This window comes from Streptomyces sp. NPDC002276, assembly GCF_053891435.1.
Map to the genome: position 1 here is coordinate 75,094 of NZ_JBSFCQ010000028.1, position 15,162 is coordinate 90,255.

Here is a 15,162-nt window from a genome sequence, read left to right on the forward strand (position 1 = left end):
ACGCATGTTCATCTTCAATCCCGGGGATACCGGCGGTAACGTCCGGCCACACCCCCGTCGGTAGGAGCCGCCATGCCTCGGCGCACCCCACGTAACTTGTTCGACAGACTGAGAACTCCCGGCAGATTCCCCGGGTTCCTGAAGGCCGCATCCGTATGCGCCCTCATTGCCGCCCTTTTGTCTCCTCTTGCCCAGGGAACGGCGACCGCCGCGACCGCCTCGAACGACTACTGCGGCGGCCAGTGTTCGGACATCCTCCCGGCCGGCGAGAACGGCAACGCGACCCTCGCCCAGATCCTTCTCAACCAGGCCTTCGGAGTGCAGCCCGCGCACGCCGAGGATCAGCTCGGCCCCTACGCCAACCTGGCCACGGGCGCTTCCACACTGACCGACGCGAAGATCAACACCTTCTTCAACGACGCCTCGTTCGGGGTCCCCGCCGCCAACGTCGCCTCGACCGAGAGCCCCAGCGGTCGCACCGATGTGACCATCGTCCGCGACAAGGCGACCGGTGTGCCGCACATCACAGGCACCACGCGCTACGGCACCGAGTACGGCGCCGGATACGCGGCGGCCGAGGACCGGCTGTGGCTGATGGACGTCTTCCGGCACGTCGGACGCGGCCAGCTCACCACCTTCGCGGGCGGCGTCGCCGCCAACCAGGGCCTTGAGCAGGAGTTCTACCGCAACGCCCCCTACACCGAGGCCGAACTCCAGTCCCAGATCGACAACGCCGTCGCCAACAACGGCGCCCGCGGCCAGCAGGCACTCGCCGACGCCAACGCCTATCTGGCCGGCATCAACGCCTACATCGACGCCTCGGACAGCGGCCGTTACTTCCCCGGCGAGTACGTCCTCACCGGCCACAAGGACTCGATCACCAACGCCGGCACGATCGACCACTTCAAGATCACCGACCTGGTCGCGCTGGCCTCCGTCATCGGCACCCTGTTCGGCTCCGGCGGTGGCGGCGAGGTGAACAACGCGATCTCCCTGCTCGCCGCCCAGGAGAAGTACGGCGTGGAACAGGGCACCAAGGTCTGGGAGTCCTTCCGCGAACGCAACGACCCCGAGGCCGTGCTCACCGTCCACAACGGCGAGAGCTTCCCGTACGGCACCAAGCCCACCACCGCACTGGGCGAGGCCCTGCCGGACGCCGGTTCGGTGACGACCGAACCACTCGTCTACGACGCCACGGGCACCGGTGCCGACCAGAGCGCCGACGCCGCCTCCGCCGCGGCGACCGCCACCGCCCTCAGCTCCGCCAAGCGCGGGATGTCCAACGCCCTTGTGGTGAGCGGCAAATACACCGCCAGCGGCCACCCGATCGCCGTCTTCGGACCCCAAACCGGCTACTTCGCACCCCAGTTGCTCATGCTCCAGGAGATCCAGGGCCCGGGCATCAGCGCCCGCGGCGCCTCCTTCGCGGGCCTGAGCATGTACGTCGAACTCGGCCGCGGCCAGGACTACTCGTGGTCCGCGACCACCTCCGGCCAGGACATCATCGACACCTACGCGGTCGAACTCTGCCAGGACGACTACCACTACCTCTTCCACGGCACCTGCACCGCCATGGAGGAGGTCCAGCAGGCGAACTCCTGGAAGCCCACCACGGCCGACGGCACCGCCGCCGGGTCGTACACCATGCGGGTCTGGAAGACCGAGTACGGACCCGTCGAGTACCGGGCGACCGTCGGCGGCAAGAAGGTCGCCTACACCACCCTGCGCTCCTCCTACATGCACGAGGCCGACTCGATCATCGGCTTCCAGATGCTCAACGACCCGGACTACGTGAAGAGCCCGCAGACCTTCCAGACCGCGGCCCAGCACATCAACTTCACGTTCAACTGGTTCTACGCCGACTCCCAGCACACCGCGTACTACAACAGCGGCAACAACCCGGTGCGGGCCAGCGGTGTCGACCCCGAGTTCCCGGTCTGGGGCCAGGCCGCCTACGAGTGGCAGAACTGGGACCCCACCACCAACACCTCCGACTACACCCCGGCCTCCGCGCACCCCAACTCCATCGACCAGGACTACTACATCTCCTGGAACAACAAACAGGCCCTCAACTACACGACCGCGAGCTGGGGCGACGGGTCCGTCCATCGGGGCAACCTCCTCGACGACCGGGTGAAGAAACTCGTCGCGGCCGGCGGGGTCACCAGATCCGCGCTCGTGAAGGCCATGTCGGACGCCTCGCTCACCGACCTGCGCGCCGAGGACGTACTGCCCGACCTGCTGAAGGTCGTCAACAGCAGTACGGTCACCGACACCACCGCGGCGGCCGCCGTCACCAAGCTCCAGACCTGGCTGACCGCGGGCGGCAAGCGCACCGAGACCTCGGCCGGGTCCAAGACCTACGCCAATGCCGACGCCATCCGGATCCTGGACGGCTGGTGGCCGCTGCTGGTGAAGGCCGAGTTCCAACCCGGCCTCGGTGACAGCCTGTACACCGCTTTCACCAACAACCTGTACATCGACGAGACCCCGTCGGCCGCCCACGGCCCGACCGGGTCGCACGCCGGCAGCTCCTTCCAGTACGGCTGGTGGAGCTACGTCGACAAGGACATCCGGTCGGTGCTCGGGCAGACCGTGTCGGGGCCGCTGGGCGCGCAGTACTGCGGCGGCGGCAGCCTCAGCGCCTGCCGGGACATCCTCATCAGCACCCTGAAGACGGCGGCCGGCACCACCGCGGCCACCGTCTACCCCGGGGACTCCCTGTGCTCGGCCGGCGACCAGTGGTGCGCCGACTCGATCGTCCAGCGCACCCTGGGCGGCATCAAGCACTACAACATCAGTTGGCAGAACCGGCCCACCTTCCAGCAAGTGGTGGAGTACACGTCACACCGGTGACGCCGTAGCGGCGGTGGGCCGGCCGATCCGGCCTGCCGCCAGCACCACCCGGGCCAGTTCAGGGTGCACGATGTCGCTGTGTGCTCCCATAGGAGCGCCGCCCTGACACACCACCGCACAGGCGTCGACGTTCACACAACCCGACATCGGCAGCGGCGAGTTGAGGGCCTCGGCCAGCGTCAGCGCCTGGGTGCCGGGCACCGCCCGCACCCCGTCGTGGCCCATCGCGCCCCACTTGTCGCCCAGCACCCGGCCGATCTCGAACGCGGCGAACGAGCGGTCGTCGTCCGCCATCCGCGAGGCCAGCGGATAGATCGTGCCGAGCGCCGAGTCGAAGTGCGAGTAGCAGCACACCAACGGACCGTCGACCCGGTTCTGCTGCCCCTGCAACACACCCCCGGCGCGCACGTCGTCCGGCAGCCGGGACGCGAACGCGTAGTGCGAGAAGGCCCCTTGGAGCAGCGTCACCGACTTGACCGAGTGCACCCCCTCGGGCAGACCGCGTAGCGCGAACGACACCAGGCGCCCGCCGAAACTGTGCCCCACGAGATGCACCCGCACCTCCGGCGCCACCCCCGCGAGCCGCCCGATCACCGGACCGAGACCCCGCTCGCCGACCGTGCCCGCGCGCCGCTTCATCGCGTAGTACGCCGCCTGCCGCAGCAGCTCCCGCGCCCCCTTCCACGGGTTCGGCAGCGTGAACTCCACGGTGGCGCCCGGTGGTTGGGGCGACACGAGCTGCTCCAGGGCCTGCGCGAACTGGTCGCAGACCTCGGCCGTGCAGCCGACGGCGAGCATCCGCGGCTCGCACTGTGGCGACCCCTCCGCCATCGTGTCCGCGCCGAACTGCGCCTGCGGCCCGGTCGGCACCACCTCCACGAGCGTCCGCACCAGCCGCCCGAACTCCTCCAACTCGGCGTCCTGGGCGGGCTGTTGGTCCAGCATGCGGGCGATCTGGTCGATCAGCGTCGCGTTGCCCGGAAAGGCGTCCAGGAGTGTGTGCCGGGTGTCGTCGTCGAGCACCCGAGAGGCGATCGGTTCGGTCGCGGCCACGTTCGATCGCGGGAAGTTCGGGATCGGCTGGTCCGGGAACTCCATCGATGGCCAGATCACGCCCACGTACCCGATGCGGGCCTTCGGTGCGAGCTTCGGAATCGGCGCGAAGAAGCGGCTGTAGAGCCGCGTGGCACCGGCGCGTTGACTGTTCCACCCGTGCGAGAACACGATCAGGTCACCGACCCCGCGCTGCCGCACCTCACGCAGCATCCGATCGCATTCCCCCTGGTCGACGTCTCCGTCGGCGTCGAAGGTCAACTCCCAGTACGGGCTCACACTCATCGCCGGATCCGCCATGACCGGCCTCCTCGTCCCCCGGAGTGGCTCAATGTGGGCGCATCGTCCCGCTACCGGTGAAGATTGGCCATACGTCACGAGTCACTTGTAGAAGAGGTATTCAGTTCGAATCCCCTGGAACACCCTCAACTCCTCCTGCCACTGCGCCACCACCTCGTCGGTGCCCGCGCCCGCGTCGATCGCCGTACGCACCCGCGCGGACCCGGTGAGGTTGTCGATCCAGTGGTCCGAGCGCCAACGGAAGCCGCTCCAGACCTTCTTGGCGGTCACCAGGAGCGCGATCCCGGTGCGCACGGGGTCGAACGCGGCCCGGTCGTGGACGTGGATCTGGACTCCGCCGACGGTCTTGCCCTCGAACTTGGAGAACGTCGGCGCGAAGTACGCCTCCCTGAAGTGCACACCGGGCAGGGTGAGTTGATTCACCGCCGCCGCCCAACGGCCGTCGATCCCCTCCGCGCCCAGCAGTTCGAAGGGGTGGGTGGTGCCGCGCCCCTCGGACAGGTTCGTCCCCTCGAAGAGACACGTTCCCGAGTACACGAGGGCGGTGTCCGGCGTCGGCATGTTGGGGCTCGGCGGCACCCACGGCAGCGACCATGCGTCGTAGAACTCCGACCGCTTCCAGCCCGTCATCAGTACGGTCTCCAGCGGCACGGGTGTCCTGAGGAACTCCCCGTTGAACAACCGCGCCAGCTCCGCCACCGTCATCCCGTGCGCCTGCGCGATCGGCTGCCTGCCGATGAAGGTCGCGAACTCCCGGTGCAGGACCGGGCCTTGGGCGCTGCGGCCGGTCACCGGGTTCGGGCGGTCGAGCACGACGAAGCGTTTGCCGGCGAGTCGGGCCGCCTCCATGCAGTCGTACAGGGTCCAGATGTAGGTGTAGAAGCGGGCGCCCACGTCCTGGATGTCGAAGACCACGGTGTCGACGGCGGAGGCCTCGAAGATGTCGGCGAGGGGCTGACCGCTCTTCAAGTACGTGTCGTAGACCGGGAGTTGGGTGGCCGGGTCGGTGTGGCGGCCTTCGGAGCCGCCTGCTTGCGCGGTGCCGCGGAAGCCGTGTTCGGGGCCGAAGACCGCGGTGAGGTTCACATGGGGGCCGGCGTGCAGGACGTCGACGATGTGGTGGGCGTCTCTGGTGATGCCGGTGGGGTTGGTGACGATCCCGATGCGTTGGCCGTCGAGCTGGGTGTAGTCGTGTGCGGCGAGTTGTTCGAAGCCGGTGCGTAGTGCGGTCTTCCTGGGCTGTGTCGGAGTGAGGGTTGCCGCCGGGGTCGCTGCCAGGAGGGCTCTTCTGGTGAGGGGCATGTCGGCACGGTATGTGCTACCGCGTGTGGTTTGTCGGCTGCGGGCTGTGTGTGGCTGGTCGCGCCGTTCCCCGCGCCCGTAAGCGGATCTGCCCTTCCGGTGTTACATACCGACCGGTTAGTCTGGCCGTGCAGTGGAGCCGCAGTCGAAGGAGACCGATGGTGGAAGCCGTTCAGGGTGCCGGGGTAGTCGTCACGGGGGCCGGGGGTGGCATCGGCGCTGCGCTCGCGCGGCGGTTCGCCGCCGAGGGGGCCCGGGTCGTCGTCAACGACCTGGACGGTGATCGTGCGAAAGCCGTCGCCGACGAGATCGGCGGGATCGCCGTGCCGGGCGATGCCTCCGCCGTTGTCGGTGAGGCCCGGGACGCGCTCGGCGGGACCGTCGACATCTACTGCGCCAACGCCGGGCTCGGCTCGGGTGGGTCCGAAGCCGCCGGTGAGCAGGTCTGGGCGCAGGCCTGGGACGTCAATGTCATGGCCCATGTACGGGCCGCGGAGGCGCTGATTCCGGGGTGGCTGGAGCGGGGCGGCGGGCGGTTCGTGTCCACCGTGTCGGCCGCCGGGCTGCTCACCATGATCGGCGCCGCGCCCTACAGCGTCACCAAGCACGGCGCGTACGCCTTCGCCGAGTGGCTGTCGCTGACGTACCGCCACCGCGGGATCAAGGTCCACGCCATCTGTCCGCAGGGCGTCCGCACCGACATGCTGGCCGCCACGGGCAGCGCGGGCGACCTCGTGCTCCAGCCGACCGCGATCGAGCCCGACGCTGTGGCGGACGCGCTGATGGCGGGGATCGAGGAGGAGCGCTTCCTGATCCTGCCGCACCCCGAGGTCGCCGGGTACTACCAGCTCAGGGCCGCCGAACCGGACCGCTGGCTGACCACCATGAACCACATCCAGCAGAAGTGGGAGGCCGGAGAGTGACCGACTCCCGCTATGCCGCCCGGCCCTGGGTCGGGCTGCTCAACGAGGCCCAGCGCGGGCCCGTCAGCCCCGACGACTCGCTGGTGCACGCCCTGCGACGGGTCGTCGCCGAGACGCCCGACCGCACCTTCCTCACCTACTTCGACGGCTCGCTCAGTTACCGAGAGGTCGACGAGCTGAGCGACTCCGTCGCCGGGTACCTGGCCGCGCGGGGACTTGAGCACGGCGACCGGGTCGCGATCCTGCTCCAGAACTCGCCGCACTTCGTGCTCGCGCTGCTCGGCGCCTGGAAGGCGGGCGCGATCGTCGTGCCCGTCAACCCGATGTACAAGTCGGGCGAGGTGACCCATGTCCTGCGGGACGGCGAGGTGGCCGCGCTGATCTGTTCCGATCGCGCGTGGGAGTCGTATCTGCGCGAGACCGCGGCTGCGGTCGAGGAGAGCGGGCCGCCGGTGCGGATCGTCCTCACCGCGTGTGAGTTGGATTTCCAAACTCGCGACGACGCGCGCGTGCTCACCTTCGAGCGGCTTCCGCAGGCCGAGGACGCGGCCGATCTCGTGGCCGTCGCCAAGGAGGGGCGCAAGACGCCCGAAGTACCCGCCCCGGTGCCCTCCGACATCGCGCTGATCAGCTACACCTCGGGGACGAGCGGTGCCCCGAAGGGCGCCACCAACACCCACGGCAACATCCTCTACAACGCCGAACGGCAGCGCACCGGGCTCGGACTGCCGGACCCGCCCGTCTACTTCGCGATGGCGCCGCTGTTCCACATCACCGGGATGGTGTGCCAGCTCGGTGCCTCGCTCGTCAGCGGGGGCTCGCTGGTGCTGGCGTACCGCTTCGAGGGCGGGGTCGTGCTCGACGCGTTCGCCGAGCACAAGCCGCACTACACGGTCGGCCCGTCCACCGCCTTCATGGCACTCGCCGCACACCCGGCCGTCACCCGCGAACACTTCGCGTCCTTCCGGAACATCTCCTCCGGCGGCGCGCCCGTACCGCCCACCCTGGTCGAGAAGTTCCGGGCCGGCTTCGGGCCGTACATCCGCAACGGCTACGGCCTCACCGAGTGCACCGCGCCCTGCGCCTCCGTGCCGCCCCAGCTGGAGGCGCCCGTCGACCCCGCGTCCGGGACGCTGGCCGTGGGCGTGCCAGGGCCCGACACCGTCGTACGGATCGTCGACGACCAGGGCGACGAGGTCCCCTTCGGGGAGCAGGGCGAGATCGTCGTGCGCGGGCCGCAGGTCGTGCCCGGGTACTGGCGGCGCCCCGAGGCCACCGCCGAGACCTTCCCGGACGGTGAACTGCGCACCGGGGACATCGGGTTCATGGACGCGGAGGGCTGGCTGTACGTCGTCGACCGCAAGAAGGACATGATCAACGCGTCCGGCTTCAAGGTGTGGCCGCGCGAGGTCGAGGACGTCCTGTACACCCACCCGGCGGTACGCGAGGCGGCCGTCGTCGGGGTGCCCGACGGGTACCGGGGCGAGACCGTGAAGGCGTACATCAGTCTCCGTCCGGGCGCCGAAACCGACCCGGATGAATTCGCCGTGTACTGCAAGGAGAGACTGGCCGCCTACAAATACCCGCGCCAGGTGGAGATCCTGCCCGAGCTGCCGAAGACGGCAAGTGGGAAGATCCTCCGGCGGGAACTGCGTTCCCGGTCGCACGACAGCGAGTGAACACCTAGGAAAGGCAGGTGGCGGCAGTGCCCAGGACGACCGACGGAGACGGGGCTCCCGTCCCGCAGCGGCTGCTGGCCGCCGCCACCCGGCTCTTCGCCGAGCAGGGCTACGACCGCACCTCGGTGCAGGAGATCGTCGAGGCGGCAGGGGTCACCAAGGGGGCGCTCTACCACTACTTCGGCTCCAAGGACGACCTCCTGCACGAGGTGTACGCGCGCGTGCTGCGTGTGCAGATGGAGCGTCTTGAGGTGTTCGCGGGCGCGGACGAGCCGGTGGAGAAGCGGCTGCGGGCGGCTGCGGCCGACGTCGTCGTGACGACGATCGACAACCTCGACGACGCGTCGATCTTCTTCCGGTCCATGCACCATCTGAGCCCGGAGAAGAACAAACAGGTGCGCGCCGAGCGCCGCCGCTACCACGAGCGCTTCCGCGCGCTGGTGGAGGAGGGCCAGCGCGAGGGCGTCTTCTCCACGGCGACCCCCGCGGACCTCGTCGTCGACTACCACTTCGGCTCGGTCCACCACCTGTCGACGTGGTACCGGCCGGGCGGCCCGCTCAGCCCCCAGGAAGTCGCCGACCACCTCGCGGACCTGCTGCTGCGGGCACTGCGCCCCTGATCCGCGGTCACGTGTCCGGTGGGCGTCCCAGTCCCGCCTCCCTGGCCCAGGCCGCCGCTCCCGCGCGGTCCGGGAGGCCCAGTTTGGCCAGGACCGCCGACATGTGGTTGCTGACCGTCTTGGGGGACAGGCCCAGCCGGGTGGCCACCGTCGAGTTGGGCTCACCGTCGGCGATCAGGGCGAGTACGTCCCGTTCGCGCGGGGTGAGCGTCGGGCACGGGTCGGGCCGGTCGGGCGGTCTGCTGAGCTGGCCGAGCACGCGCCGGGCGACACCGGGGCCGAAGATGGCCTCACCGGCGGCCACCGCGCGGATCGCCCGGACGATCTCGTCCTGGCCCGCGCCCTTGAGGACATAGCCCAGGGCGCCCGCCCGCATCGCGGCGAACACCGAGTCGTCCTCCTCGACCATGGTGAGCATCAGCACGGCGACCCGGGGCGCGACCCGGCCGATTTCGCGGGTCGCCTCGATGCCGTTGACGTCGGGCATCCGGATGTCCATCACCATGACGTGCGGACGCAGGGTCACCGCCGCCCGCACCGCCTCCCGCCCGCTCGCCGCGACTCCGACGACCCGCACCCGCGGGGTCCCGTCCCGCACGGACTCCAGCAGCGCGGCCAACCCGGTGCGGACCACGGGGTGATCATCGGCGAGTACGACCCGCAGCGCGTCGGTGTCGTCCTCTTGTTCCGTCACGTCGTGTTCCGTCACGTCACGCCTCCCAGCGGCAGCGTCGCCACCACCCGCCCGCGCCCCGCCACGCACCGGCCGCCCAGCTCCGCCGCGCGCTCCTGCATCGACGTGATGCCCACGCCGGGTGTCCATGCCGTCTCCTCGCCGGTCGGCGAACCGTCGTCGGACACCTCAAGCCGCAACCCGTCGCCGATCTCTATCCGCAGGTCGACGCGGGAGGCGCGGGCGTGCCGGGCCGCGTTGGTGAGTGCCTCGATCGCGATGCGGTACGCGGCCACCTCGACCGCGGCGGGCAGGGCGGGCAGCCGCTCGGGTGCCTGGACCCGCACCTGGAGCGGGATGCCGTCCGCCCGCCAGGACAGCCGCACCGCACGTTCCCGCAGTGCGCCCAGCAGCCCCAACTGGTCGAGATCCGGGGGCCGTAGCCCGTCCACCAGGCGGCGCACCTCCGCGACCGCGCCGCCGACCTCGGAGCGTAACTCGGTGAGCAGCTCCGCCGCCCGCTCCGGATCGAACGCCAGCAGATTGCGGACGGCGTCCGCCTGGAAGGCCGCTCCGGCGAGGGTCGGTCCGAGCCCGTCGTGCAGATCGCGGCGGATCCGGCGCCGTTCCTCCTCGCGCGCGGCCACGATGCGTTCGCGGGAGTGCTGCAACTGCCGGGTGAGGTCGGTGGCGTGGAGCGCGGCGGCCAGCGGTACGGCGAGCAGTTCGAGTACGGCCAGGTCGGCGGGTGTCGGCTGCTGTTCGCCGGGGCGCAGCCCGATCACCAGGGCGCCTACGGTCCTGCCGTCGTAGTCGAGGGGTATGGCGTGGATGCGTTCGCCCGGCTCGCCCCAACTGCCGTCCGTCACCCCGGACTTCGACTCCACGCAGACGTACGGCAGCCGCAGCGCCTCGCCGACCGCCTCGGGGATCGCGTTTACTCCGGTGCCGGCCAGCCGTTCGCCGATGCGGGAGACCGCGCGCACCGGGTCGTGCCGGTCGCCGTAGAGGGCGTGGTCGACCATGCGTTGGAGGAGGCGGCGGGCGGGGGCGAAGGCGAGGGCCAGGGTGACGGTGATCAGCGCCGGGCCGAGGAGGGCGGGGTCGGGGTTGACGAGGGCCTGCACGGAGGTGACGAGGCCGACGTAGGTGACGATCACGCCGACCGTGAGCGTGCCGTAGAGGAGGCTGCGGGAGACGACGAGGCGGATGTCGAGGAGTTCCTCGCGGACCACGGCGATCATGATGGCGGTCGGCAGGAACAGGGTGCAGCACGAGGTGTAGACGGCCGGGAAGCCGAGGATCTGGAGGGCCACGCTCAGTGCCAGCGGGAGCATGCCCGCGATGAGCCACAGGAGTCGGCGGCGGTCCTGTTCCCCGCCACGCCGGTAGCGGACGGCCATGACGGCGAACACGGCGGCCAGTACCAGGCAGGCCTTGGCGGTCTCCACGTCCCGCAGGACGGGCATCCAGCCGTCCGGCACCGGGAGGTACGAGGGTTGGGCGGGCGTGCCGCGGAACAGGCCCCAGTCGTCCCGGGCCCAGATCGCGAAGTCCAGTGGGGAGGACAGGAGTTGGGCGGCCAGGGCCCAGCGCCAGCGGTGGTCGGGCAGCCGGCCGTCGGGGAAGAGGAAGAAGACGAGCACGAACGCAGTGGAGCTGCCGAGGATCCAGCTGTGGCGGCCGACGGTCGTGACCGCGTGCAGTACGTCCGGCGGCCAGCCCAACCGCAGCCCCTCTACGGCCAGTCCGATCGACATGCCCGTGAACGCGTGGCCCAGGCCGTAGGCGATCAGCAGCCAGCCGATGGGGTTGCGGGGGCGGTGCAACGCGATCACCGTGCCGCAGACCGGGTAGGCGAGGCCCACCGCCAGGTCGACCACCATGTCGTAGTGGACCAGGTCGGTGAGGGAGACGTCGGCCGCCGCCAACGCGGCCGACCCGACCGCCACTTGGAGTGCCGCCAGGCCCAACAGCGCGTACGCGGCGGCCGAGTGGGGCCGGGTGCGCCCGTCGCGGTCTTCCATGCGTCCCATCGTGGGGGCCCGGCACCCGGGTGTCATGGGAACGCTTCCCGGACCACCCGGGAGAGGTCCCCGGCGTTGCCCGGGGGCTTCCCCTCAACTCCCGGCCCCCGTCGCCGTGATGCTCGTAGCAGCGGAACGGCGGGCGCACGCACCGCCGGATCGACCGACAGGAACCAACGGGAACCAACGGGGGAACACCATGCTGTCAACGAAGCGGCGCCTGACCGGCGTTGTCCTGGGGTCCGTGCTCGCTCTCGGCGGTACGGCGGCGGTGCCTGCCGCCGCGCAGACTCCGGCGCGGGCCGGGTGCGGTATCGCGGTGAACGAGCCTCACATCTATCAGCGGTGGAGCGCGCTCGGCGGGGGCGGTGGGTGGCTGGGCTGTCCGACCACCGGTACCAGGGACGTGTACCTGAACGGCGCCTACGCCGGGAAGCGCCAGTACTTCACCTACGGCACCGCCACGTGGTCGCCCCGCCAGGGCTCGAACATGGTCGTCGCCGCGTGGGAGGACCGCGGCTACGCCTACTTCAACTGGGGTACGACGGCCCCTGAGCACCGCTACGACTCGTTCCTGGTCCGCTGGACGAGCGCCTCCGACCCTGGGGGGACCCAGCGGGAGTTCGGCGGGGGGACGGGCGGGCGGATCCGGGTGCAGGAGCGGAACACTGGCGCGTATGTGTTCGTCGTTGAGGGCTGTGACATCGGGACCTTCGGGCACACCTGCCGGCAGGGCTGGACGTTGAAGGCGAGCACGCCCAACTGACCATCGCCTCGGGGGGAATGGGCTGGAGGGGGGTTCGCGTATCCCTTCCAGCCCATTCGTTTTGCTACAGGTACTTCTTCAACTCCCGGCGGGCGAGAGATCGTTGGTGCACCTCGTCCGGGCCGTCGGCCAGCATCAACGTGCGGGCGCTCGCGTACAGCTCCGCCAGCGGGAAGTCCTGGCTGACACCGCCCGCGCCGTGCAGTTGGATCGCCTTGTCGAGGATGCCGACCACCGTGCGGGGCGTGGCGATCTTGATGGCCTGGATCTCCGCGTGGGCACCCTTGTTGCCTACGGTGTCCATCATCCATGCCGTCTTCAGGACCAGCAGCCTTAGTTGTTCCACGGCTACCCGGGCGTCCGCGATCCAGTTGTGGACGACGCCCTGTTGGGCGAGTGCCTTGCCGAACGCGACTCGGGACACTGCCCGTTGGCACATCAACTCGATCGCCCGCTCGGCCATACCGATCAGCCGCATGCAGTGGTGGATACGGCCCGGGCCCAGCCGCGCCTGGGCGATGGCGAAGCCGCCGCCCTCCTCGCCGATCAGGTTCGTCGCCGGTACCCGCGCGTGGTCGAAGATCACCTCGGCGTGGCCGCCGTGGGAGTGGTCCTCGTAGCCGAAGACCTGCATCGCGCGCTTGACCGTGACGCCGGGGGTGTCGCGGGGGGCGAGGATCATCGACTGCTGGCGGCGGATGTCGGCGCCTGTCGGGTCCGTCTTGCCCATCACGATGAAGATCTTGCAGTCCGGGTTCATCGCCCCGGAGATGTACCACTTGCGGCCCGTGATGACGTAGTCGTCGCCGTCCCGCTCGATGAGGGTCGTGATGTTGGTGGCGTCCGAGGAAGCCACCTCTGGTTCTGTCATCGCGAATGCGGAGCGGATCTCGCCTGCGAGTAGCGGCTCCAGCCACTGCTTTTTCTGTTGTTCGTCGCCGAACTGTGCGAGTACCTCCATGTTTCCTGTGTCCGGTGCCGCGCAGTTCAGGGCGGTGGGGGCCAAGTGCGGGGAGCGGCCGGTGATTTCGGCGAGGGGGGCGTACTGGAGGTTGGTCAGGCCGGCGCCGTACTCGGCGTCCGGGAGGAAGAGGTTCCAGAGGCCTCGGCTGCGGGCCTCTTCCTTCAACTCCCCTACTACGGCCGGGGTGTCCCAGGGGGAGGGGAGTTGGGCGCGCTGCTCTTCCGCCACGGCTTCGGCCGGGTAGACGTGCTCGTCCATGAAGGCCAGGAGCTTGGCGCGCAGTTCCTCGGTGCGTGCGTCGAACGCGAAGTCCATGGTGGATCAGCCTTCCTGAAGGGTGGTCAGGCCGTGCTCGATGAAGACCGGGACCAGTTCGCCGATGCGGTCGAAGCCGCGGCCGACGGTCTGGCCCAGGGTGTAGCGGTAGTGGATGCCCTCCAGGATCACGGCGAGCTTGAACCACGCGAACGCCGTGTACCAGGCGACCGACGACGCGTCGCGTCCCGAGCGCGCGGCGTATCGCTCGATTAGCTCGGCGGGTGTCGGGTGGCCGGGGGCCGAAGCGGTCGTGGAAATGGGGGAGTTGGGGAGTTCCAGCGGGATGCTGTACATCACCAGCAGGCCCAGGTCCGTGAGGGGGTCGCCGAGCGTCGACATCTCCCAGTCGAGGATCGCCTTGATCCTGTCGTCCTCGCCGATGAGGACGTTGTCCAAGCGGTAGTCGCCGTGGACCACCGTGGGGGTGGGGGAGGTGGGGAGGCGGCGGCCGAGGGCTGCGTGCAGCTCCTCCACGCCGGGCAGCTCGCGGTTGCGGGATGCCGCCAACTGCTTGCCCCAGCGGCGCAGTTGGCGGTCCAGGAAGCCCTCGGGGCGGCCGAAGTCCGCGAGGCCCACGGCTGCGGGGTCCACCGCGTGCAACTCGACCAGGGTGTCCACCAGTTCGAGCACCGCGCCCCGGGTGCGGTCCGGGCCGAGTGGGAGCAGTTCGTCGGCGGTGCGGTACGGGGTGCCCTCCACGAACTCCATGACGTAGAAGGGTGCGCCCAGTACGTCGTCGTCCTCGCAGAGGAGTACGGGGTTCGGCACCGGTACGTTGGTGGGGTGCAGGGCGCTGATCACCCGGTGCTCGCGCTTCATGTCGTGCGCGGTGGCCAGGACGTGGCCCAGCGGGGGGCGTCGTACGACCCACTTGGTGGTGGAGTCGGTGACCGCGTAGGTGAGGTTCGACCTGCCGCCCTCGATCAGCCGGCCGGACAGGGGCGCGGTGACCAGACCGGGCCGCTCGCGGTCGAGCAGACCGCGCAGCCGGTCGAGATCGAGTCCGGGCGGGTGGTCGGGGCTCATACATCACTCCTGTGAATGGACGAACAGGTCGTGCACCATCATGCCGACCGGTCGGTATGTCGTCCAGTGGGGGAGTGAAACGTGACCGGGGCCACGAGGGGCCACGATAGGCCGACAGCTCCCCGCGCGGGGCGGCGGGGAGCTGTCGGGTGCCTTGTCTGTCGGCTCAGTGGTCGTCCCAGTGGCCGTTGTGCTCGGCGTGGCGGTGGCCGTCGTGGGCGTAGTCGATGTGGTCGCCGTGCAGCACGCTCTCGTGGCCGCAGTCCTGGCCGTGCTGGTGTGCGTGCTCCTGGTGGGCGACATGGCCGCCGGGCTCGCACTCGTCCCAGTGGCCGCCGTGCTCGCGGTGCAGGTGGCCGTCGTGCGCGTAGTCGACGTGGTCGCCGTGCGGGACCGGGGCGTGGCCGCAGTCGGGGCCGTGGGCGTGGGTGTGCGCGGAGTGCTCCAGGTGCAGGGTGGTCATGGTGCTCACCTTCGGAGGTGCGGGGGATGACGTCGCACAGGCTGTCATGCAAACGCCGCGTATCGGGTCATCTCGGCCGCGTGGCGCCGGGGGTGGGGTCGGGGGCGTGGCGGTACGGCGAGCCCGCCGCGGTTGTGCCCCTCTGGTGTTGTCACAGTGGACGGCGTGGGGACCAGCTAAGCGGCGGGCTCG

12 protein-coding genes are annotated in these 15,162 nt (G+C 70.0%); 5 read left to right on the top strand and 7 right to left on the bottom strand.

Translation table 11 applies throughout. From position 1 onward, the window contains the following. Nucleotides 1–72: 72 nt before the first annotated feature. On the top strand, nt 73–2,856 hold the full coding sequence (locus ACWIHT_RS42925) for a penicillin acylase family protein (RefSeq protein WP_456174062.1): 2,784 nt from the start codon (nt 73–75) through the stop codon (nt 2,854–2,856). On the opposite strand, the gene ACWIHT_RS42930 is transcribed toward ACWIHT_RS42925, so the two are convergent. Then, a complete protein-coding gene (locus ACWIHT_RS42930) occupies nt 2,845–4,209 on the bottom strand; it encodes a serine-threonine protein kinase (RefSeq protein ID WP_456174063.1) in 1,365 nt (454 codons plus the stop codon). The two genes, ACWIHT_RS42925 and ACWIHT_RS42930, sit on opposite strands and share 12 nt — an antisense overlap. Nucleotides 4,210–4,290: 81 nt before the next feature. Next, nucleotides 4,291–5,511 (bottom strand): exo-beta-N-acetylmuramidase NamZ family protein, encoded by a 1,221-nt coding sequence (locus ACWIHT_RS42935; RefSeq protein WP_456174064.1) that lies wholly within the window; start codon nt 5,509–5,511, stop codon nt 4,291–4,293. A 158-nt stretch (nt 5,512–5,669) separates the two neighbouring features. On the opposite strand from ACWIHT_RS42935, the gene ACWIHT_RS42940 reads away from it, so the two are divergent. Genes ACWIHT_RS42940 through ACWIHT_RS42950 form a run of 3 tightly spaced genes read left to right on the top strand, consistent with a single transcriptional unit; the run spans nt 5,670 to nt 8,733 of the window. Further along, complete coding sequence (locus ACWIHT_RS42940; protein WP_427923458.1) at nt 5,670–6,434, top strand: SDR family oxidoreductase; 765 nt, start codon at nt 5,670–5,672, stop codon at nt 6,432–6,434. Further along, nucleotides 6,431–8,113, top strand: coding sequence for a class I adenylate-forming enzyme family protein (locus ACWIHT_RS42945; protein ID WP_456174065.1), 1,683 nt, complete (start codon nt 6,431–6,433; stop codon nt 8,111–8,113). Before ACWIHT_RS42940 ends, ACWIHT_RS42945 begins: the two co-directional genes overlap by 4 nt. Nucleotides 8,114–8,139: 26 nt before the next feature. Continuing rightward, the gene (locus tag ACWIHT_RS42950; protein WP_200714572.1) at nt 8,140–8,733 is read left to right on the top strand and encodes a TetR/AcrR family transcriptional regulator; all 594 of its coding nucleotides are present in this window, start codon (nt 8,140–8,142) and stop codon (nt 8,731–8,733) included. Between the two features lie 7 nt (nt 8,734–8,740). On the opposite strand, the gene ACWIHT_RS42955 is transcribed toward ACWIHT_RS42950, so the two are convergent. Together ACWIHT_RS42955 and ACWIHT_RS42960 are read right to left on the bottom strand one after the other, a co-directional pair. After that, a complete protein-coding gene (locus ACWIHT_RS42955) occupies nt 8,741–9,442 on the bottom strand; it encodes a response regulator transcription factor (RefSeq protein ID WP_456174066.1) in 702 nt (233 codons plus the stop codon). After that, nucleotides 9,439–11,433, bottom strand: coding sequence for a sensor histidine kinase (locus ACWIHT_RS42960; RefSeq protein ID WP_456174067.1), 1,995 nt, complete (start codon nt 11,431–11,433; stop codon nt 9,439–9,441). The genes ACWIHT_RS42955 and ACWIHT_RS42960 overlap by 4 nt, the downstream gene beginning before the upstream one ends. A gap of 199 nt (nt 11,434–11,632) precedes the next feature. Between ACWIHT_RS42960 and ACWIHT_RS42965 the strand changes: the two genes are divergently transcribed. Beyond that, a complete protein-coding gene (locus ACWIHT_RS42965) occupies nt 11,633–12,199 on the top strand; it encodes a hypothetical protein (RefSeq protein WP_456174068.1) in 567 nt (188 codons plus the stop codon). 64 nt (nt 12,200–12,263) lie between these two features. Here ACWIHT_RS42965 and ACWIHT_RS42970 read toward each other — a convergent pair whose 3' ends face one another. The 3 genes from ACWIHT_RS42970 to ACWIHT_RS42980 all read right to left on the bottom strand — a co-directional run bounded on the left by ACWIHT_RS42970 (nt 12,264) and on the right by ACWIHT_RS42980 (nt 14,970). After that, the gene (locus ACWIHT_RS42970) at nt 12,264–13,478 is read right to left on the bottom strand and encodes an acyl-CoA dehydrogenase family protein (RefSeq protein WP_456174069.1); all 1,215 of its coding nucleotides are present in this window, start codon (nt 13,476–13,478) and stop codon (nt 12,264–12,266) included. Nucleotides 13,479–13,484: 6 nt separating this feature from the next. Then, on the bottom strand, nt 13,485–14,507 hold the full coding sequence (locus ACWIHT_RS42975; RefSeq protein WP_456174070.1) for a phosphotransferase family protein: 1,023 nt from the start codon (nt 14,505–14,507) through the stop codon (nt 13,485–13,487). A gap of 166 nt (nt 14,508–14,673) precedes the next feature. Next, a complete protein-coding gene (locus ACWIHT_RS42980; RefSeq protein ID WP_456174071.1) occupies nt 14,674–14,970 on the bottom strand; it encodes a hypothetical protein in 297 nt (98 codons plus the stop codon). Nucleotides 14,971–15,162 lie beyond the last annotated feature (192 nt).